Origin of the sequence: Reinekea thalattae (assembly GCF_008041945.1) — a bacterium.
Lineage (GTDB): Bacteria > Pseudomonadota > Gammaproteobacteria > Pseudomonadales > Natronospirillaceae > Reinekea > Reinekea thalattae.
The window spans coordinates 1,923,547-1,939,439 of record NZ_VKAD01000001.1; the positions used below are offsets into that span (position 1 = coordinate 1,923,547).

Annotated in this window: 15 protein-coding genes; 6 read left to right on the top strand and 9 right to left on the bottom strand. The window is 46.0% G+C overall.

Annotated elements, in window-relative coordinates; all coding sequences use genetic code 11:
* Positions 1 to 201: 201 nt before the first annotated feature.
* Positions 202 to 2,289 carry a polyphosphate kinase 1 gene (gene ppk1, locus FME95_RS08775; RefSeq protein ID WP_187265482.1) on the top strand — a complete coding sequence of 696 codons (2,088 nt, stop codon included), beginning with the start codon at positions 202 to 204 and terminating at the stop codon, positions 2,287 to 2,289.
* Between the two features lie 108 nt (positions 2,290 to 2,397).
* Here the strand turns inward: ppk1 and ppx are convergent, their stop codons facing one another.
* Positions 2,398 to 3,924, bottom strand: coding sequence for an exopolyphosphatase (ppx, locus tag FME95_RS08780; RefSeq protein ID WP_147714012.1), 1,527 nt, complete (start codon positions 3,922 to 3,924; stop codon positions 2,398 to 2,400).
* 63 nt (positions 3,925 to 3,987) lie between these two features.
* On the opposite strand from ppx, the gene FME95_RS08785 reads away from it, so the two are divergent.
* Positions 3,988 to 4,539, top strand: a complete 552-nt coding sequence (locus FME95_RS08785; RefSeq protein WP_425468227.1) for a gamma carbonic anhydrase family protein — start codon at positions 3,988 to 3,990, stop codon at positions 4,537 to 4,539.
* 201 nt (positions 4,540 to 4,740) lie between these two features.
* Positions 4,741 to 5,586, top strand: coding sequence for a TRAP transporter substrate-binding protein DctP (dctP, locus tag FME95_RS08790; RefSeq protein WP_187265483.1), 846 nt, complete (start codon positions 4,741 to 4,743; stop codon positions 5,584 to 5,586).
* Between the two features lie 167 nt (positions 5,587 to 5,753).
* On the opposite strand, the gene FME95_RS08795 is transcribed toward dctP, so the two are convergent.
* Both FME95_RS08795 and FME95_RS08800 read right to left on the bottom strand, forming a co-directional pair.
* Entirely contained in the window at positions 5,754 to 5,948 is a 195-nt protein-coding gene (locus FME95_RS08795; protein ID WP_147714015.1) for a PA3496 family putative envelope integrity protein, read from the bottom strand.
* 221 nt (positions 5,949 to 6,169) lie between these two features.
* Positions 6,170 to 8,905: a putative bifunctional diguanylate cyclase/phosphodiesterase gene (locus FME95_RS08800; RefSeq protein WP_147714016.1), complete on the bottom strand. Its 2,736-nt coding sequence runs from the start codon at positions 8,903 to 8,905 to the stop codon at positions 6,170 to 6,172.
* A gap of 312 nt (positions 8,906 to 9,217) precedes the next feature.
* Between FME95_RS08800 and uvrD the strand changes: the two genes are divergently transcribed.
* Positions 9,218 to 11,380 carry a DNA helicase II gene (gene uvrD, locus FME95_RS08805; RefSeq protein WP_147714017.1) on the top strand — a complete coding sequence of 721 codons (2,163 nt, stop codon included), beginning with the start codon at positions 9,218 to 9,220 and terminating at the stop codon, positions 11,378 to 11,380.
* Positions 11,381 to 11,393: 13 nt separating this feature from the next.
* Positions 11,394 to 11,900 (top strand): DNA-deoxyinosine glycosylase, encoded by a 507-nt coding sequence (locus FME95_RS08810; protein WP_147714018.1) that lies wholly within the window; start codon positions 11,394 to 11,396, stop codon positions 11,898 to 11,900.
* A gap of 72 nt (positions 11,901 to 11,972) precedes the next feature.
* On the opposite strand, the gene FME95_RS08815 is transcribed toward FME95_RS08810, so the two are convergent.
* The 5 genes from FME95_RS08815 to FME95_RS08830 all read right to left on the bottom strand — a co-directional run bounded on the left by FME95_RS08815 (position 11,973) and on the right by FME95_RS08830 (position 14,480).
* Positions 11,973 to 12,593 (bottom strand): MarC family protein, encoded by a 621-nt coding sequence (locus FME95_RS08815; RefSeq protein ID WP_246109342.1) that lies wholly within the window; start codon positions 12,591 to 12,593, stop codon positions 11,973 to 11,975.
* A 44-nt stretch (positions 12,594 to 12,637) separates the two neighbouring features.
* Positions 12,638 to 13,156: a DUF6653 family protein gene (locus FME95_RS08820; protein WP_147714019.1), complete on the bottom strand. Its 519-nt coding sequence runs from the start codon at positions 13,154 to 13,156 to the stop codon at positions 12,638 to 12,640.
* 24 nt (positions 13,157 to 13,180) lie between these two features.
* Positions 13,181 to 13,996 (bottom strand): mechanosensitive ion channel family protein, encoded by an 816-nt coding sequence (locus FME95_RS08825; RefSeq protein WP_147714020.1) that lies wholly within the window; start codon positions 13,994 to 13,996, stop codon positions 13,181 to 13,183.
* Positions 13,997 to 14,081: 85 nt separating this feature from the next.
* A complete protein-coding gene (locus FME95_RS13640) occupies positions 14,082 to 14,225 on the bottom strand; it encodes a hypothetical protein (RefSeq protein WP_187265484.1) in 144 nt (47 codons plus the stop codon).
* Between the two features lie 12 nt (positions 14,226 to 14,237).
* Entirely contained in the window at positions 14,238 to 14,480 is a 243-nt protein-coding gene (locus FME95_RS08830; protein ID WP_147714021.1) for a hypothetical protein, read from the bottom strand.
* A gap of 262 nt (positions 14,481 to 14,742) precedes the next feature.
* Here FME95_RS08830 and gloA point away from each other — a divergent pair, with 262 nt between their 5' ends.
* Positions 14,743 to 15,273 carry a lactoylglutathione lyase gene (gloA, locus tag FME95_RS08835; protein WP_147714022.1) on the top strand — a complete coding sequence of 177 codons (531 nt, stop codon included), beginning with the start codon at positions 14,743 to 14,745 and terminating at the stop codon, positions 15,271 to 15,273.
* 8 nt (positions 15,274 to 15,281) lie between these two features.
* Here the strand turns inward: gloA and FME95_RS08840 are convergent, their stop codons facing one another.
* Positions 15,282 to 15,800, bottom strand: a complete 519-nt coding sequence (locus FME95_RS08840; RefSeq protein ID WP_147714023.1) for a P-loop NTPase family protein — start codon at positions 15,798 to 15,800, stop codon at positions 15,282 to 15,284.
* Between the last annotated feature and the right edge of the window lie 93 nt (positions 15,801 to 15,893).

The window sequence follows — 15,893 nt, forward strand, 5'->3', positions numbered from 1 at the left end:
TATTGCCCGAGCAATTAAATTTTCTGCGCCGTCGAAAACCTCAGTTGCTATCAACCGACGTTGATATAAGATAAAGCGAATAAGCATTATCGAAATAGCGGCAAACTCTGTTATTGGCCATCGCCAGCTTTGTCATAAAGCTGTCGCTACAATCCAGTATGATGACCAACGACATCGTTCAAATAATTTATGGTGAGCCTTATGACCAGTGAGTCAATCGACACAGCAATTGAAGAAATCGGCCCAGAGCATTTTTTAAATCGAGAACTGTCACTGCTCGAATTCCATCAACGGGTAATGTTGCAAGCAGAAGACTCGTCTATCCCATTGCTAGAACGGCTGCGATTTTTGTGTATCTCCAGTACCAACCTAGATGAATTTTTCGAGGTTCGAGTTGGCGGCCTTAAAGAGTTGCACGAAGCCGGTTCTGCGATTGCTGGACCAGACGGCCACTTGCCGGGTTCACAACTGACCACCATTGCAGAACGCGCCCATTGGTTAGTCGACAAACAATACGCCATCCTGAATGATTTAATTTTGCCAAAGCTGGCAGAAGAAAACATAGAGATTGTGAAACGAGAATTTTGGACCAAAGACGAAATTCACTGGATGAAAGACTACTTTCATCAAGAGGTGTTGCCACTGCTCAGTCCTGTCGGTCTGGATTCGGCGCACCCGTTCCCGCGTATTTTGAACAAGTCGCTTAACTTCTTTGTTCTGCTGGCAGGCAAAGATGCCTTTGGCCGCAACAGCGGACAAGCCATTGTTCAATGCCCACGCTCCTTACCTAACCTTGTGCGCCTTGAACTGCCGGACCATGACAACCCGAACCGTTTTGTCTTTATGTCATCGATCATCCACTACTTTATGGATGAAATTTTTTACGGCATGACCGTTAAAGGCAGTTACCAATTCAGAGTGACGCGAAACTCAGATCTTTTCGTTGATGAAGAAGAGACGGACGATCTTCGTCGCGCGATCGAAGGCGAACTTATTTATCGTCAATACGGCGATGAAGTACGCCTCGAAGTTGCCGAAAACAGCCCAGAAGAAATGGTTAATTTCTTAATGGGTAAATTCGAAATCAGCGAACCGGATGTTTATAGCGTTAACGGTCCAGTGAACCTGAATCGACTTGTCGATTTAATCGACTTGGTCAACCGCCCTGACTTAACCTTTCCTCCATTTGAGCCGAGCATGCCTCGAGCATTAAGGCGCAAAAAAAATAGCTTTGATGCCATCGCTCGCAGCGACATCCTACTGCATCATCCGTTTGACTCTTTCACTCCGGTAGTCGAGCTGATTCGCCAAGCCGCGAAAGATCCGAACGTCGTCACGATTAAGCAAACACTATATAGAACCGGTGTGAAATCAGTCATTGTCGACGCCTTAGTCTCTGCCGCCAAAGCCGGGAAAGAAGTCACTGTCGTGATTGAATTGCTGGCGCGGTTCGACGAAGAAGCCAACGTCGCGCTGGCCATGCGTTTACAGGAATACGGCATTCATGTGGTGTACGGTGTTTTCGGCTATAAGACGCACGCTAAAATGCTCATGATTGCGCGTAAAGAAGGCGATAAGTTACGCCACTATGTGCATTTAGGCACCGGCAACTACCACCCGAAAACCGCCAATATTTATACCGACTACGGCTTAATGACCTGTAATAAACAGATTGGTGATGACATCAATCGAATTTTTTTACAGCTCACCAGCTTAGGTCGAGTGTCGAAACTGGATAAAGTACTGCAGGCTCCTTTTACATTGCATAAAGCCATGATGCGATTTATCGACCGTGAAATCGAAAACGCCAAAGAGGGAAAACCGGCCAGTATTATTGCCAAGATGAATTCGCTGTCTGAAGAGGCGTTGGTCAGAAAGCTTTACGAGGCCAGCCAAGCGGGGGTTCAAATCGATCTGATCGTGCGTGGTATTTGCCAGGTCCGACCCGGCATTCCAGATGTTTCAGACAACATCCGAGTTCGCTCGATTGTCGGTCGATTTTTGGAACATACTCGAATCTTTCGTTTTGAAAATAACGGTGATGCCGAGTTCGTTGCTGCCAGCGCCGACTGGATGACTCGAAACATGTTCCATCGTGTAGAAACGGGTTTCCCAATCTTAAATAAAAAAATTAAAGATAAAATCAATCAGGATTTACAGCTCTACTTGGCCGACAATACTCAGGCTTGGCAGCTGAATAGCGACGGCAGCTATACTCGAATTAAACCAAAAGAAGGCGAGGATGCGATATCAGCGCAACAAACGCTAATGCAACAAGACGGGCTGTAAAAGCTCAATGAGCTCTCATCGTTAACACGAAAAATCCGCAACGCTAAAACCAAAAAGGAGCGACATCGCTCCTTTTTTTATTGCTAAATACTGAGCCCAAAATCAGCGTCAATCAGCCAATTCTGGGCGCACCAAATGCAAACTAATCGGGCTCTTCTTGAGGTATTTTACTTCAGCTTCCAGATCAGAAATTGCCAGCGTTTGCTCTTGCCACCACGCCTCGGCGGCGCAAAATTGAATGGTCTGAGCATTAAAACTCAACGACCAACTGATGTCCTGAATATCATTGCGAGCACGCGTCAAAATAACCGCCAAACGTAATATCAATAACACCAATAAAAACTGCTCTGAATAATCAGCCTGCAAACTTTCTATGTCATCCCAATCGAGCTTTTTGCGATGGTAATGCACCAGCTTAGCAAGCACTCGCTGCTCATCGTGACCAAAGCCCGGCAAGTGACAGTTTTCAACAATGTAACCACTGTGCTTATGGTAGCTGTCATGATTAATGTCTAATCCAACTTCGTGCAGCATGCAGGCCCAAGTCAAATTTTTAGACCAACTTTCATCGCTTGAATTGGCTGGCTCAACCTGACGCCATAATTCAAGCGCGACCTTTTCGGTGCGTTGCGCATGGATAGCATCGGCATGAAATCGCAACGCCAAATCCGTTACCGAACGCTCTTTCATATCGGCGATACTGTCATGGCCTAATAAATCAAACAGCAAGCCTTCACGCAATGCCCAAGGCGAGGCCTCAAGAGTTTCGATGTTCAGAGCGTTCATGGTGGCGCTTAATACAACCAGGCCACCGATAAAAATAGGCAACCTGTCGTCACTAACACCGGCGATATTGAGTTGTTCAATACCACCGGCTTCGATACATAAATCCAATAGTTGCGCGACGCCTGCACGAGTAATGGCTGGATGGCCATTTAATTGTTCTAACGCACTGGAAATAGACTTTATCGAACCAGAACAACCAATGGCACGCTGCCAAGCAGTTGAACGAAAGCGGGTTTGAAAGGGCTCTAATTTATGTCGGCAATAAAGCAGGGCATTGGCAATACGCGAGCGATCAATTTTATTGTCATCAAAAAATCGCCGAGTAACAGAAACGCAACCCATGCCAAGCGACTCAAGCGATACTGGCGTGTAGTCTTCACCAATAATAATTTCCGTGCTGCCACCGCCGATATCAATCACCAAACGCTTTTGCTGGTCATCTTCTAAGCCAAAGGCGACACCGTGATAAACCAGCCGTGCTTCTTCTACTCCAGAAATGACATGGATTTTATAGCCCAGTGCCTGTTCTGCTTTGTGTAAAAAGGGTTGGGAATTCTTGGCTTGGCGCAAGGTACGAGTACCAACAGCACGCACTCGGCTAGCTGGCATGTTCTGTAGTCGCTGCTGAAAGCGCTGTAGACAGTCGAGTGCTCTTTTTTGAGAGAGTTCATCCAGCTCGCCCTGATCGTCTAGACCGTAACCTAGCCGAACCGTCTCTTTCATCCGATCAATAATCGTCAGTTGACCATTGGACACCTTCGCGATAATCATATGGAAGGAATTGGAACCCAAGTCAATGGCGGCGATTTCTTCAGTACGATTTCGCCAAAAGTTAGATAGTTTAAGCATACTGCGACTCTACCGAGGTTAGACTGGCTAGTTTAGCGCGAGAGTCGTACTAAGAAAAAGGATATCGACGTGGCAATCTACGAATTTAATGGTCAACAGCCTCTTTTTGCCGAGCGAGTCTTGGTCACAAGAGAAAGCTGTATTATTGGTGACGTCAATATTGGTGCCGACAGCTCGGTTTGGCCGGGCGCCGTGATTCGCGGCGATATGCACAGCATCCGTATTGGCGAGCGCACCTCGGTGCAAGATGGCAGTGTCTTGCACATCACTCACGCATCAGACTACAACCCTGAAGGCTTTGCTCTGACCATTGGTGATGATGTCACTATTGGCCATAAAGCCTGCTTGCACGGTTGCAGCATAGGCAACCAGGTATTGGTCGGCATTGGCACCATTGTTTTAGATGGAGCTGTCGTTGAAGACCAAGTTATCATCGCCGCCGGCGCACTGGTGCCACCCGGTAAACGGCTAGAGTCTGGCTTTATGTATAAAGGCAGCCCCGCTACAAAAGCGCGACCGCTGAGCGATAAAGAAAAGCAATTTTTTAAGTACTCTGCGGCCAATTACGTTAAGCTGAAAGATCAGTTCTTACAGCAAGGGTTAGGTGAAAACTAAGCTCAGGTACAGCCAAGGCGAACTTATACCGCATTATCGCCTCTTACTCAGAGACCGCAGACACAAAGCAGTCATATAAACTCAGTATGCTGATCGGCCGGATGCTTTAATTAGGCATTCGCCTGCTCATTTAGCGAGAATTAGAGGTTTGCAATGCGATTAGCTGTACTATTTTTATCTTTCCTTCTGGCTGCCCTCTCTATGGCAGAAACAGAAATTAAAATTTCTACCCTGTATCCACCGGGCTCTGACGCTGTGCGATCTCTAACGGAACTGTCTAATAGCCTAAAAGAAAAAACCGCTGGCGAAGTCGTACTTAAGGTTTATCCAGGTGGCGTCATGGGTGATGATAAAACCGTGATGCGCAAAATTCGTGTTGGTCAATTACAGGGTGCATTAGTCAGCTCTGGTACGCTCGACCTGCTTGACGCCGATCTCAACGGCCTAAGCAAACCCTTCTCCTACGACAACCTAGAACAGGTCTATCAACAACGCCTCAGTTACGACTCTGTGGTCAGCGATAAACTCAAATCATTGAAGTGGTACGGGTTTGGCCCACTAGATGGTGGCTTTTCCTATCTGATGTCAAAAAATCAGATCAATAATATGGAAGATATTCGTCAGTCCAAACTCTGGCTGCCTAACTCCGATCAAATTCAACAAATCAGCAGTGAACTCGATATCGACTATTTAGTGATGAACATTGGTGATGTATTAACAGGCTTGGACACTGGTGCCATCGATACACTGATATCGCCTCCATCGGCGGCTCTGGCGCTAAACTGGCATAGCCGCTTCCAATACTTAAACGATACGCCGGTGCTGTACACTTGGGGCATCTTAATTGTTCCCGAACGTGCGCTTGCGCGTTTAGATGTTACCACTCGAAACATTGTTACCAGCGAATTAGAGCAATGGTCAAAAAACCTTGATGCCCGCTCACGAGTTGCCAACCAACAGGCACTCAAAGCCATTCAGCAACTTTTGTCGCCAATCAACTTTGATCAAAACGACCTAGACCGCATTCGACTTAGCCAAACAGAGTAATCTCTAACAATACGGCTAAAAGGGTTAGCAAAAAGTGGTGAAATAGCCTCGACTGATGAAAAGCCGAGGCGAGTTGATGGTAAAAATCTTCATCTTTTTTGCACATAACGATTCGTTAAGCACAAAAAAAGGGCACGCTGAGGTGCCCTTTTTTATGAAATTAAATGTTATTGGTAAACTTCTAGCTCTAAGTCTTGGTACTCGTCCCTTAACCTTTGTTGCTCTAAGTGATCTTCAATAGCACGGCGCGCGGCCAGTTTTCGATGATTTTCTTGCCTTTTGCTCTGACTACCATCGCTTGGCTTATGCAGGCCTCCTTCTTCAATGTTCGACAGTTCAAGTTTATATAGGTTAGTAGACATATCATTAGCTCCTTTGAGGCGACCGTTTATTATTATTTAGGTTTCAGCTCGCTTATCAGTTAGGTTGAAAAAGTCCCGATAAAAAATTCTATGCTCAACGCGTTTCAGTTTCGTGAAACAGGCGATCAACATTTTTTGTAGAACAGATGGCAACCCAATTATTACCATGACCCAATAAATCAAAGGCAATAAGAATGCCTACTTTGGCTCTAGACTCCTTTTTAATGCACTGAGCTGTTAAGCTGTGACAAGGTTCTCAACTTAGAATCTCGAATTAGAGACAGCACCTGTGGCGACGGCAGCGCGTCGCTCACCACCAACCCTTGAACATAATGGCAACCAAGATGCTTGAGGTATTTCAGCTGCGCTTCACTCTCAACGCCCTCTGCAACAACCTTTAACCCTAGGCTGTCGGCCATCGCCATAATGGCTTCAATAACCGGACTCATTTGCCCTTCTTTGGTGTCAGCAATGAAATGCTGATCAATCTTTAACGCGTCTATCGGTAAGCGTTTTAAATAAGCCAGCGATGAATAACCAATACCAAAATCATCAATTGCGACACCAACGCCTAATGATGACAATCGGTCTAAATAATCAACCGAATAGTCAACATCTAACATTAATAGGCTTTCAGAAAACTCTAATTCTAAATAGTGTGCCGTTAATGAGTATTTCTCGATGGTGTTTTTCAACATCGAATAAAGCTCGGCCGGTAAAGACTGGTGATAGGATAAATTAATTGAAACGGTCGTCTGACCAATACCGCTGTCTCGCCAAGCGGCCATATCACGACAGGCGTGATCAATGACCTGCTCACAAATATTCATCACCAAACCTAAGTCTTCAGCCACCGGCAAAAAGTCTGGCGGATCGATAACACCATGCTCTGGATGAATCCAGCGCACACACACTTCGACCGAATCAATTTCATCGGAAATTAAATTAAGTTTGGGTTTGTAATCCAGCGAAAACTGGTTGTTGATCACGGCGTAACGTAAGTCACTTTCCAGCTGCTGCCGGTCCATTGAATGTGCTAACGAGGTTTCATTGAAATATTGTACGCCATTGCCACCCAATTGCTTCGCGGCCTTCATTGCCGAGCAAGCTTCATTCAACAACTGAAACAAATTGCTTTGCCGCACAATGGTAGCGCCTAAGCTGGCGTTTAGAACAACACTACCTTCAACAGACATGATCGGGCGAGCCACTTCTTGAACTAACCGACTAAGGGTTTTATCAAGCAGTTGCGCATCCTCTTCGTATTCCAGCACTAGGGCAAATTCATACTCCGATATTCTTGCAACTTGACGCACCGGGTCAGAAAAATTACTCAACCTAACGGCCAGATCCTTTATCAGTTGATCACACTCTGAGTCACTGATACGTGATTTTATTGCCTCAAAGTCATCTAAATTAAGCACCGCAACTGCGTATCGATTTCGCGCGAGCGGGCGATGCTCTTGAAATTGCTTTAACACCTGTTGGAAATAACTGCGATTAAACAGTCCGGTTAATTCATCACATGTATGTAAATCGCTAACCGCATTGACTGTCTTTTGTTGACTAAAGGCGTCATGGCAAAAACCTAGATAGTTGGCAATGCTGTTATCTTCTCGACGAATCGCCGTTAACGTCATACTCATCGGCAAACGTTGACGCGAGCGAGTAACAATAATATTGCCGTTCCAGCGATCGTTATTAACGACACCGCGACTAATTTGATGCGCTTGCTCTGTATGGATAATCTGGAATAACGGCTGACCGATCAGCTCGCCTTTCTGGCATAAAAAGGTATTACAGAAGGCGCGGTTACAGGTTAAAAATCGCTGCTGATCATCAAGAATAAAAATACCTTCCGAACTGTTATGGAATACGCTTGATGCCAGTCGAAGCTCTTCTTGCTGCTGCATATCATGAGTGACGTCGCGTCGTGTACCGATCATTCTCATGGCTCGACCAAGCTGATCTCGCTCGGTCACCTGACCGGTATCCTCCAGCCAACGCACGCCACCGGCGTTAGGTAAATCGATGCGGTAACGCACCTGATAGTAGCTGCTGTGATTACGTAAGTGCCGATATAGCGCCTTACGAATCACCTGTCTGTCTTCTTCATAAATTGCGTCGATTAGCGCAAATTCATCCGTCGAATCGCCGTGGCCAAAAAACTGTTCAGCATCAGAATGAAAGACACGCTTGTTCTTAATATCCCAATCCCAGAAACCAATGCTCGACGCTTTAATGGCCAAGCTTAGCTGAGCTTCACTGAGCATTAAGGCACGATTAATTTCTTTGCGCAGGTCGATCTCGTTGCTTAAGCGCCGATTAACCGAATCTAATTGCAGGGTGTGTTTTTTAATTTTGGCTTTCAACTCATCTTGGTTTTGCGCCTGCAAACTAATAAGCCGCTCAGTTTCTAATTGGTTGCGCATCGATGATAACGACAGCTGATAACCTCGATAAGCCATAATTGCAAACAGGCTCACCAACGGTAAATAGACTGAATACAGCAACGGGTCTTGCTGCCAATACAAAAAGGGCACAGGTAATAAGATCGTCGGTAAAATACTAACGATTAACAATCGCCCATGAGACACCAACAAGATGGCGGACAACGCACAGTGCGCCAGCGCCAAGGTCATATTAAAGCCACCCAAGCGAGCGGTCATGGCCCATAAAATGCCATTTAGGGCAACGGTAAAGATATGCCAGCGAACCGGATTCCACAGTGGATTTCGCGCCATTAGAGCTTTACAGCGCTGAGTGAGCACCAGACCGATTAGGCCAACCAAGCTTAAATAACAGGCACTGATAATGCTGTTTTGATGACCAAAGACGGCATCGGTGCCCAATAAATTGAGTAAGCCTAATAAACTTGAGATCGACCAATAGAAGGTTGCATTCTTAAGAAAAACCCTATTACGACGATGACGCAAGGTCTCTGCATTTAGATACATAATTTATTTAAATAGGTAGTTTTTATACATAGTCTTCTAAGCTCTCTGTTCTTAGACTCATAGTTCTTAGAAACACAGCTCTTAGAAACGTAGCTCTTAGACGCATAGTCTTTTAAATACATAGCTATTATTGAAACTTCTACCGCCGGAGGTAACGAACAAGTATAGGCGGGCTTGTAACAGAATTCCGGTTAAATTTATCAGCGTTTCATTATCTGCAGTGTTTAATGAGTTACTCTTGCACATCTGATACACTTCGACTGTTGTTATATACAGTGATTGATGCACACGAACTTTATTATTGGCGAACTTATGAACAGTCTTCAACTCGATCTTTTAAATCCTCAGCAAAAAGCCGCTGTCACTTGCGAAAACCAACACCTGCTTGTGCTCGCAGGCGCAGGTTCAGGCAAAACGCGAGTACTAACCCATCGCATTGGCTGGCTGGTTGCGGCAGGTTTAGCCTCGCCCTATAGCGTATTGGCGGTAACCTTTACCAATAAGGCCGCCCGCGAGATGAAAGGCCGAATTGAAGAGCTGCTCGAAACCCCGTCACACGGACTCTGGATTGGTACCTTCCACGGCTTAGCGCATCGACTGTTAAAAGCCCACTGGCAACAGGCCAATTTGCCACAAAACTTCCAAGTTATGGACAGTGACGACCAGCTTCGACTGATTAAGCGCATCATTGCCGAAATGAACATCGCCGATGATCGCATTCAACCAAAACAAGTACAGTGGTTTATCGGTGCCCAAAAAGATGAAGGCCGACGAGCCGCCTATGTTGTTGCCGGCGGTGATTGGTACCAAGAAACCCTTAAAGCTATTTACAGCCGCTATGAAGAACTTTGCCAACAGGGCGGCCTTGTCGACTTTGGTGAGCTGCTACTGCGTGCGCACGAACTGTGGTTAAACAATCCAGAATTACTCGCGCACTATAAAAGCCGCTTCACTCATGTCCTGGTGGACGAATTTCAGGATATTAACGATATCCAATACGCCTGGTTGCGAGTACTGACCGGCACCGAATTAAGCCTGACTATTGTCGGCGATGATGACCAATCTATTTACGGCTGGCGCGGTGCCAAGGTAGAAAACATTCAGGGTTTTGAGCTCGACTTCCCAAACGCAGAAACTATTCGCTTGGAACAAAACTACCGCTCTAGCGCTAATATTTTGAACGCGGCCAATGCCGTCATTGCCAACAACAACGGCCGCCTTGGTAAAGACCTCTGGACCGACGATGCCGATGGTGAGCCAATCCGACTTTACGCCGGTTTTAATGAGCAAGACGAAGCTCGTTATATTGCCGATGAAATGAAACGACTCATCGAAGCAGGCACCTCACCGACGGAAATAGCCTTGCTGTATCGCTCCAACGCACAATCACGTGTTTTAGAAGAAGCGCTAATTCATATGCAAGTGCCGTATCGTATCTACGGCGGCGTTCGCTTTTATGAGCGCATGGAAATTCGTAACGCTGTCGCCTACCTGCGATTAATTTTAAATCGCCAAGACGATGCCTCGATGGAACGTATTATGAACGTGCCACCGCGCGGTATCGGCAACAAAACATTCGAAGCCTTACGCATTATGGCGCGCGATCAAGGCTGCTCGTTATGGCAAGCCGCAAACCTAGCATTAGAAAACAACGCCCTAGCCAAACGTGCAGCCAATGCTTTGCAAGCCTTTGTCGATTTAATTAACAGCATGGACAGCGAAGTACTCGGCTACGACGACCTCGGTGAGATGATCAATTACGTTAATCAGCATTCCGGCATGATCGAGCACCACGAAAAAGAAAAAGGCGAAAAAGGCCGCACTCGAGTTGAAAACCTCAATGAGCTAATCACTGCTGCGCAAAGCTTCACCAGCGAACTGGACTACGACAATAATGCCGAATTGCTGGCACTGTTTATTAGCGAAGCCTCGTTAGATGCCGGTGATGCGCAAGCCGATGAATTTGAACCGAGCGTGAATTTAATGACGCTGCACAGCGCTAAAGGTCTGGAATTCGAACAGGTATTTTTAGCCGGTATGGAAGAAAATTTATTCCCTCATAAGATGTCGATTTCCGACATTGGCGGCATCCAAGAAGAACGTCGCCTAGCCTATGTTGGCATTACCCGCGCACGTAAAGCTCTGACCTTGACCTACGCAGAAAGCCGACGCCTGTACGGTAACGAAACCTTTAACAGCCTATCGCGTTTTGTTAAAGAGATTCCGGATGGCCTGATTAACGAAGTGCGGCTGCGTTCCACGGTGTCGCGACCGGCAAACTTCGGACTGCAACAACAAATGGCCGTAGACGACGCTGGTTTATCGATTGGTCAACGAGTGGAGCACGCCATGTTTGGTGAAGGCACCATCGTCAATGCCGAAGGCGGCGGCGCACAAACTCGTATCCATATTGCTTTTGATGACGGAAATGTTCGAGTACTGATGTTGCAATACGCCAACTTACAGCCTCTTTGAGTCGGCCTGTTGCATGAGTGATCTTATTCAGTCCTTTAGTGTCGCTTCTGGCAAAGCGCCAACAACGCTCATTTTAGGCTCAATCCCCGGCGTTGCCTCACTTGAGGCAAGCCAATATTACGCTCATCCACGTAATGCTTTCTGGCCTATCGTCTGCGCGTACTATGGCATTGATATAAACCAAGATTACAACGTACGGCTTGAACAGCTGAACCAAAACGGCGTTGCGCTGTGGGATGTATTAAAAAATGCCGAGCGCAAAGGTAGCCTAGATAGCGCGATAAAAAAGCACTCCATCATCGCCAACCCAATCGATCAGTGGCTAGCCACACAAGAGCGCGTTAAAAAGATTTTACTCAACGGTGGTACGGCGAAAAAAGAGTTTATGCGGCACTTTGCTAGCTATATAAAGAACCGAGACATTGATGTCATTGCCTGCCCATCGACAAGCCCAGCTTACGCGGCAATGCGTTTTGAAGAAAAGCAGCAGCGCTGGCACGCTGCGCTTTCAAAGTGCTAACCACAATCTAATCTAACCACAACCAACCTAGCCACTGCCAAATCTAGTTACAACCAAATACCAAATAAGGCGCTAGAGTCGCGCGCTAATTAGCTCCGTTAAGCCCAACGCCTCAACGATAAACTCAACCGACAGCGCCGCTAGAATCATCCCCATGATGCGCGTAAGTAATGAAGCGCCACCCATACCGATGACTCGAATTATTTTTTCAGAGAACAACAGCATTATTAGCGTGAAGCCTAACACTGCCAACATTGAGCCTGTGGTAATGAACTGTTCATGAATAGAATAGGTATGGTTATCGGTAATTAAAATTACCGCTAAGATCGCACCAGGAGAGGCCGTCGCCGGTATCGCTAGCGGAAAAATCGCAATGTCGTGCCTCGGCTCTTGCGCACCTTCTTCAGAAGTGCCGTGCGAGAAGATCATCTGCAAGCCGAATAAAAATAGGATGAGACCACCGGCAATCTGGAACGAAAACAGGCTGATACCCATAGCACCTAATAACACCTGACCAATGACAATCGCACCGGTAAGAATAAGCGCAGCGTAAAGAATAGTTTTATAGGCGGTTTTTATCCGCTCCTTTGCAGAATGTTTAGCCGTCAGGCCTGCAAATAAAGCCATCGTCCCTATCGGGTCAACAGTCGCCCAAATAATTAAAAAATCATGTAACGCTTTATCTAAAATCAATGCTTAACTTCCAAAGGTTTATGTTGCTTCTAATTCGAATACGTCTAGCTCGACGTTTTCAGCCAGGCGGCATATTGTTCATTATGATCTTTAACATCCATGTAAATCCAAACCATTCGATCAACAAACCAAGCCTTGGTCACCATTAACCACGCCGTGGTAAAAATCGCCCAATCGAACCGCAGATCAATCAGAGCGTAACCCCAAACCGGAACGGCCACCAGCTGTAATATCAACAGAATACGACAAACGAGTAAATGGTGTTTTGGTATAAGGCTTTCTTTGGCTCGGTTCAAATAAACGCGCTCGCCAAAGGTTGCCATGGATGCCCAGTTGTCTGTTGTTTTAGGCGCTGAAAAAAGTCTTGGATTTAACCAAGTCCACAACAGAACCAGCGCCACAAACAACCAAGCCACGCTGCCTAACCAAGTTCGCGCATAGATGGCGAGTGTCAGTAATGGCAAAACAGTAAAACGCGAATACACACTGATCGGATTGGCATGTCGCATCCAGCTATCGGGATTCATCGCCATCGATTTTTCTGTCAGCTTCAATAAATCCATTATCAGGCTCCAGCGCACTCGCTTTTACTTTGGCAAATGCACATCTAATTGCGGATACGGAATAACAATACCCTGTTCGTCAAATTTTAATTTAACTCGCTCCTGCATGTCCCAATAAAACGGCCAGTAGTCTTCCGTTTTTACCCATGGACGCACCAGCAAATTAACAGAACTATCCGCCAGCTCACCCACCGCGATCACTGGTTCAGGCTCAGCTAAAACACGTTCATCCGCATCGATCAATTGTTGTAATAGCTGTTTGGCTTTTAGCAAATCACTGTCGTAACTGATGCCAAACACCATATCGACTCGGCGCGTTTTGCGCGCCGAAAAGTTGGTAATGACATCACCATAAATAGCACCATTAGGAACAACGACTTCTTTATTGTCGATCGTACGCATGGTGGTTGAAAACATGGTAATTTTTTCAACCACGCCCATCACGCCTCCGGCCTCAACAAAGTCACCAGATTTAAAATGACGAAACAGAATCAACAACACACCAGAAGCAAAGTTTTGCAGCGAGTCCTTTAGCGCCAAGCCGACTGCGATACCGGCAGCACCAATAACGGCGACCATCGACGTAGTATCAACACCCAACTGAGATAAGGCCGCAACAACAAAGAACAACAGCAGCGCGGCGTAAATAATCCCAGAAACAAAATCGATTAGAATCTCTTCAACCTTTGCGCGCTGCATTATTTTTTTAGTCGCCTTTGCTACCAGCCGCGCAACAAACTGGCCGAGCACCAAAATAACGAGCGAGAATACAAACGACAGTGTATTTTGTTGTAACCACTCAACCGCCGTATCGGCGATTCCTTGAAAGATATCTTGCATCAATATGTCCTCATCCTTATATCCTGTAATTTTCGATACCGTAACAGACTAATTAGCCGCTATTTAAAATAGCACGGTGAGCACATTACGCATCGTTATCTTGATTTTCGTTTTGGCTAAAATAAGCTCGCGCCACCGGTCGATATAAAAAGAATATGACCACAACAAAAAACAGCAAGCTTGGCAAAATCATCTGTTTATCGGCCGTGGTCAGCAGACTGACCGCCATAGAAAACGACACCTAGCCAACCAACACAGTGCGACCAATCGCCTTGCCCTGCAACATCCATACGGCGCTAGTAACGGTCACCAATAGACCGACAGCAAGTAACAAAACCTGCAATACAACCGGCACAGGGCTCAATTGCATAAATTCAATGACTTTAGGGTTTCGTAAATTTAAACCCGTTGAAATTCCTGACATGGCACTGGTGATCAACAAAAACCAACAGATGATAGTGATGGATATTGGTCGTTTAGGCATAAAAACTCCCTTGTTTTTAATGGTATGTCATCAAACATGACCATACGGTATTTATTATTTTCTATAAACCATGTTAAAACAGCAGAGTCAGCGGTGCGAGTACTTTAGATTGCCTTCAGCTCAGATTTATAAGCCTTTATGAACCCTTAGCTCAAAGAACCCAGCACGCAATTGACAGTTTAACTTTTCACAGCACAACTCTATCATGGCGACAGCCAACTACTGTAATCACTCTGATCGTTTATTATGCCGAGGTCACATCATGTCAACATTTAATGAATCCAACGAGCAAATCAGCAAAGCTACCGAAGACTATGTTTTACAACAAACCATGCTGCGTATTAAAGACCCTAAGGTGTCGTTAGATTTTTACCAGAACGTACTCGGCATGAAGTTGCTCGGACAATACGATTTCCCTGCTATGGAGTTCACGCTGTACTTTTTAGGTTATGAAGCTGAAGCTCCAGAAGCTGACGGCCCAGAAAAAACGCAATGGGTGTTTCGTCGCCCAGGACTCATTGAGCTGACTCATAATTGGGGTACCGAGAACGACGAAAGCTTTGCTGGCTACCACGACGGTAACTCTGACCCTCGCGGTTTTGGCCATATCGGCATTAGCGTTCCCGATGTTTATGCTGCCAGTGAACGATTCGAAAAATACGGCGTCGAGTTTGTCAAAAAACCCGACGACGGTTCAATGAAAGGCTTGGCTTTTATTAAAGACCCTGATGGTTACTGGATCGAAATATTTTCTGCCAAAGGCATTACCGATATCATCCATTCACAGAGCTAATATCCGGCTCACTCAATGAGCTGATGTTGAATAAAGTGATCAAGCGCTTTGAGTGAGCAGAGTCGATAAAGTTTTTTATCGTTTGACTTCTCTACCAGCTGCTGCCAAAAGGCGTCGTTCCAAAAAGCAGGGCAACGCCTTAAGGTTTTATAACTTTGCAGCGTTCCTTTTAAAACAGAACTGCCTTCTGGCCAACCTTCGGGTTTCTGCCAAAGTGCTTTGAGCAAACGTTTAGTCACCAACCAATAGCTTTGCCAATAGGGCAGGTCGATATAGATTAACGTGTCTGCTGCATGAATCCGTTCATTAAACGCCGACAAAGGCCCCAAGCCATCGATAATCCAGCTCGGCTTCATTAACAAACCTTGATGCGCCGCATCAAATTCTGGCCGAGCTAAAGGCTCGCCGTTTGACTGATACTGCAGCATATCGAGTGCGTAATGTTCAATACTAAGGGCGGCCGCTAATCGTTTTGCTACGGTCGACTTACCGCTACCGGGCTTACCAAATATAGCTATCTTTTTCATCGTTTCTCCTAGTGAGTAAAAACCCAAGAGGCAGAAAAACAAAACCCACCTCGAGGGTGGGTTATACTGCAAACAGACGCGCCCACCATTGCT

Bases quoted from the DNA above. Each gene is read 5' to 3' on its own strand.
- ppk1 (WP_187265482.1), top strand. From the start codon at position 202: ATGACCAGTGAGTCAATCGACACAGCAATTGAAGAAATCGGCCCAGAG.
- ppx (WP_147714012.1), bottom strand. From the start codon at position 3,924: ATGCTTAAACTATCTAACTTTTGGCGAAATCGTACTGAAGAAATCGCC.
- dctP (WP_187265483.1), top strand. From the start codon at position 4,741: ATGGCAGAAACAGAAATTAAAATTTCTACCCTGTATCCACCGGGCTCT.
- FME95_RS08795 (WP_147714015.1), bottom strand. From the start codon at position 5,948: ATGTCTACTAACCTATATAAACTTGAACTGTCGAACATTGAAGAAGGA.
- FME95_RS08800 (WP_147714016.1), bottom strand. From the start codon at position 8,905: ATGTATCTAAATGCAGAGACCTTGCGTCATCGTCGTAATAGGGTTTTT.
- uvrD (WP_147714017.1), top strand. From the start codon at position 9,218: ATGAACAGTCTTCAACTCGATCTTTTAAATCCTCAGCAAAAAGCCGCT.
- FME95_RS08810 (WP_147714018.1), top strand. From the start codon at position 11,394: ATGAGTGATCTTATTCAGTCCTTTAGTGTCGCTTCTGGCAAAGCGCCA.
- FME95_RS08820 (WP_147714019.1), bottom strand. From the start codon at position 13,156: ATGGATTTATTGAAGCTGACAGAAAAATCGATGGCGATGAATCCCGAT.
- FME95_RS08825 (WP_147714020.1), bottom strand. From the start codon at position 13,996: ATGCAAGATATCTTTCAAGGAATCGCCGATACGGCGGTTGAGTGGTTA.
- FME95_RS13640 (WP_187265484.1), bottom strand. From the start codon at position 14,225: ATGGCGGTCAGTCTGCTGACCACGGCCGATAAACAGATGATTTTGCCA.
- FME95_RS08830 (WP_147714021.1), bottom strand. From the start codon at position 14,480: ATGCCTAAACGACCAATATCCATCACTATCATCTGTTGGTTTTTGTTG.
- gloA (WP_147714022.1), top strand. From the start codon at position 14,743: ATGTCAACATTTAATGAATCCAACGAGCAAATCAGCAAAGCTACCGAA.
- FME95_RS08840 (WP_147714023.1), bottom strand. From the start codon at position 15,800: ATGAAAAAGATAGCTATATTTGGTAAGCCCGGTAGCGGTAAGTCGACC.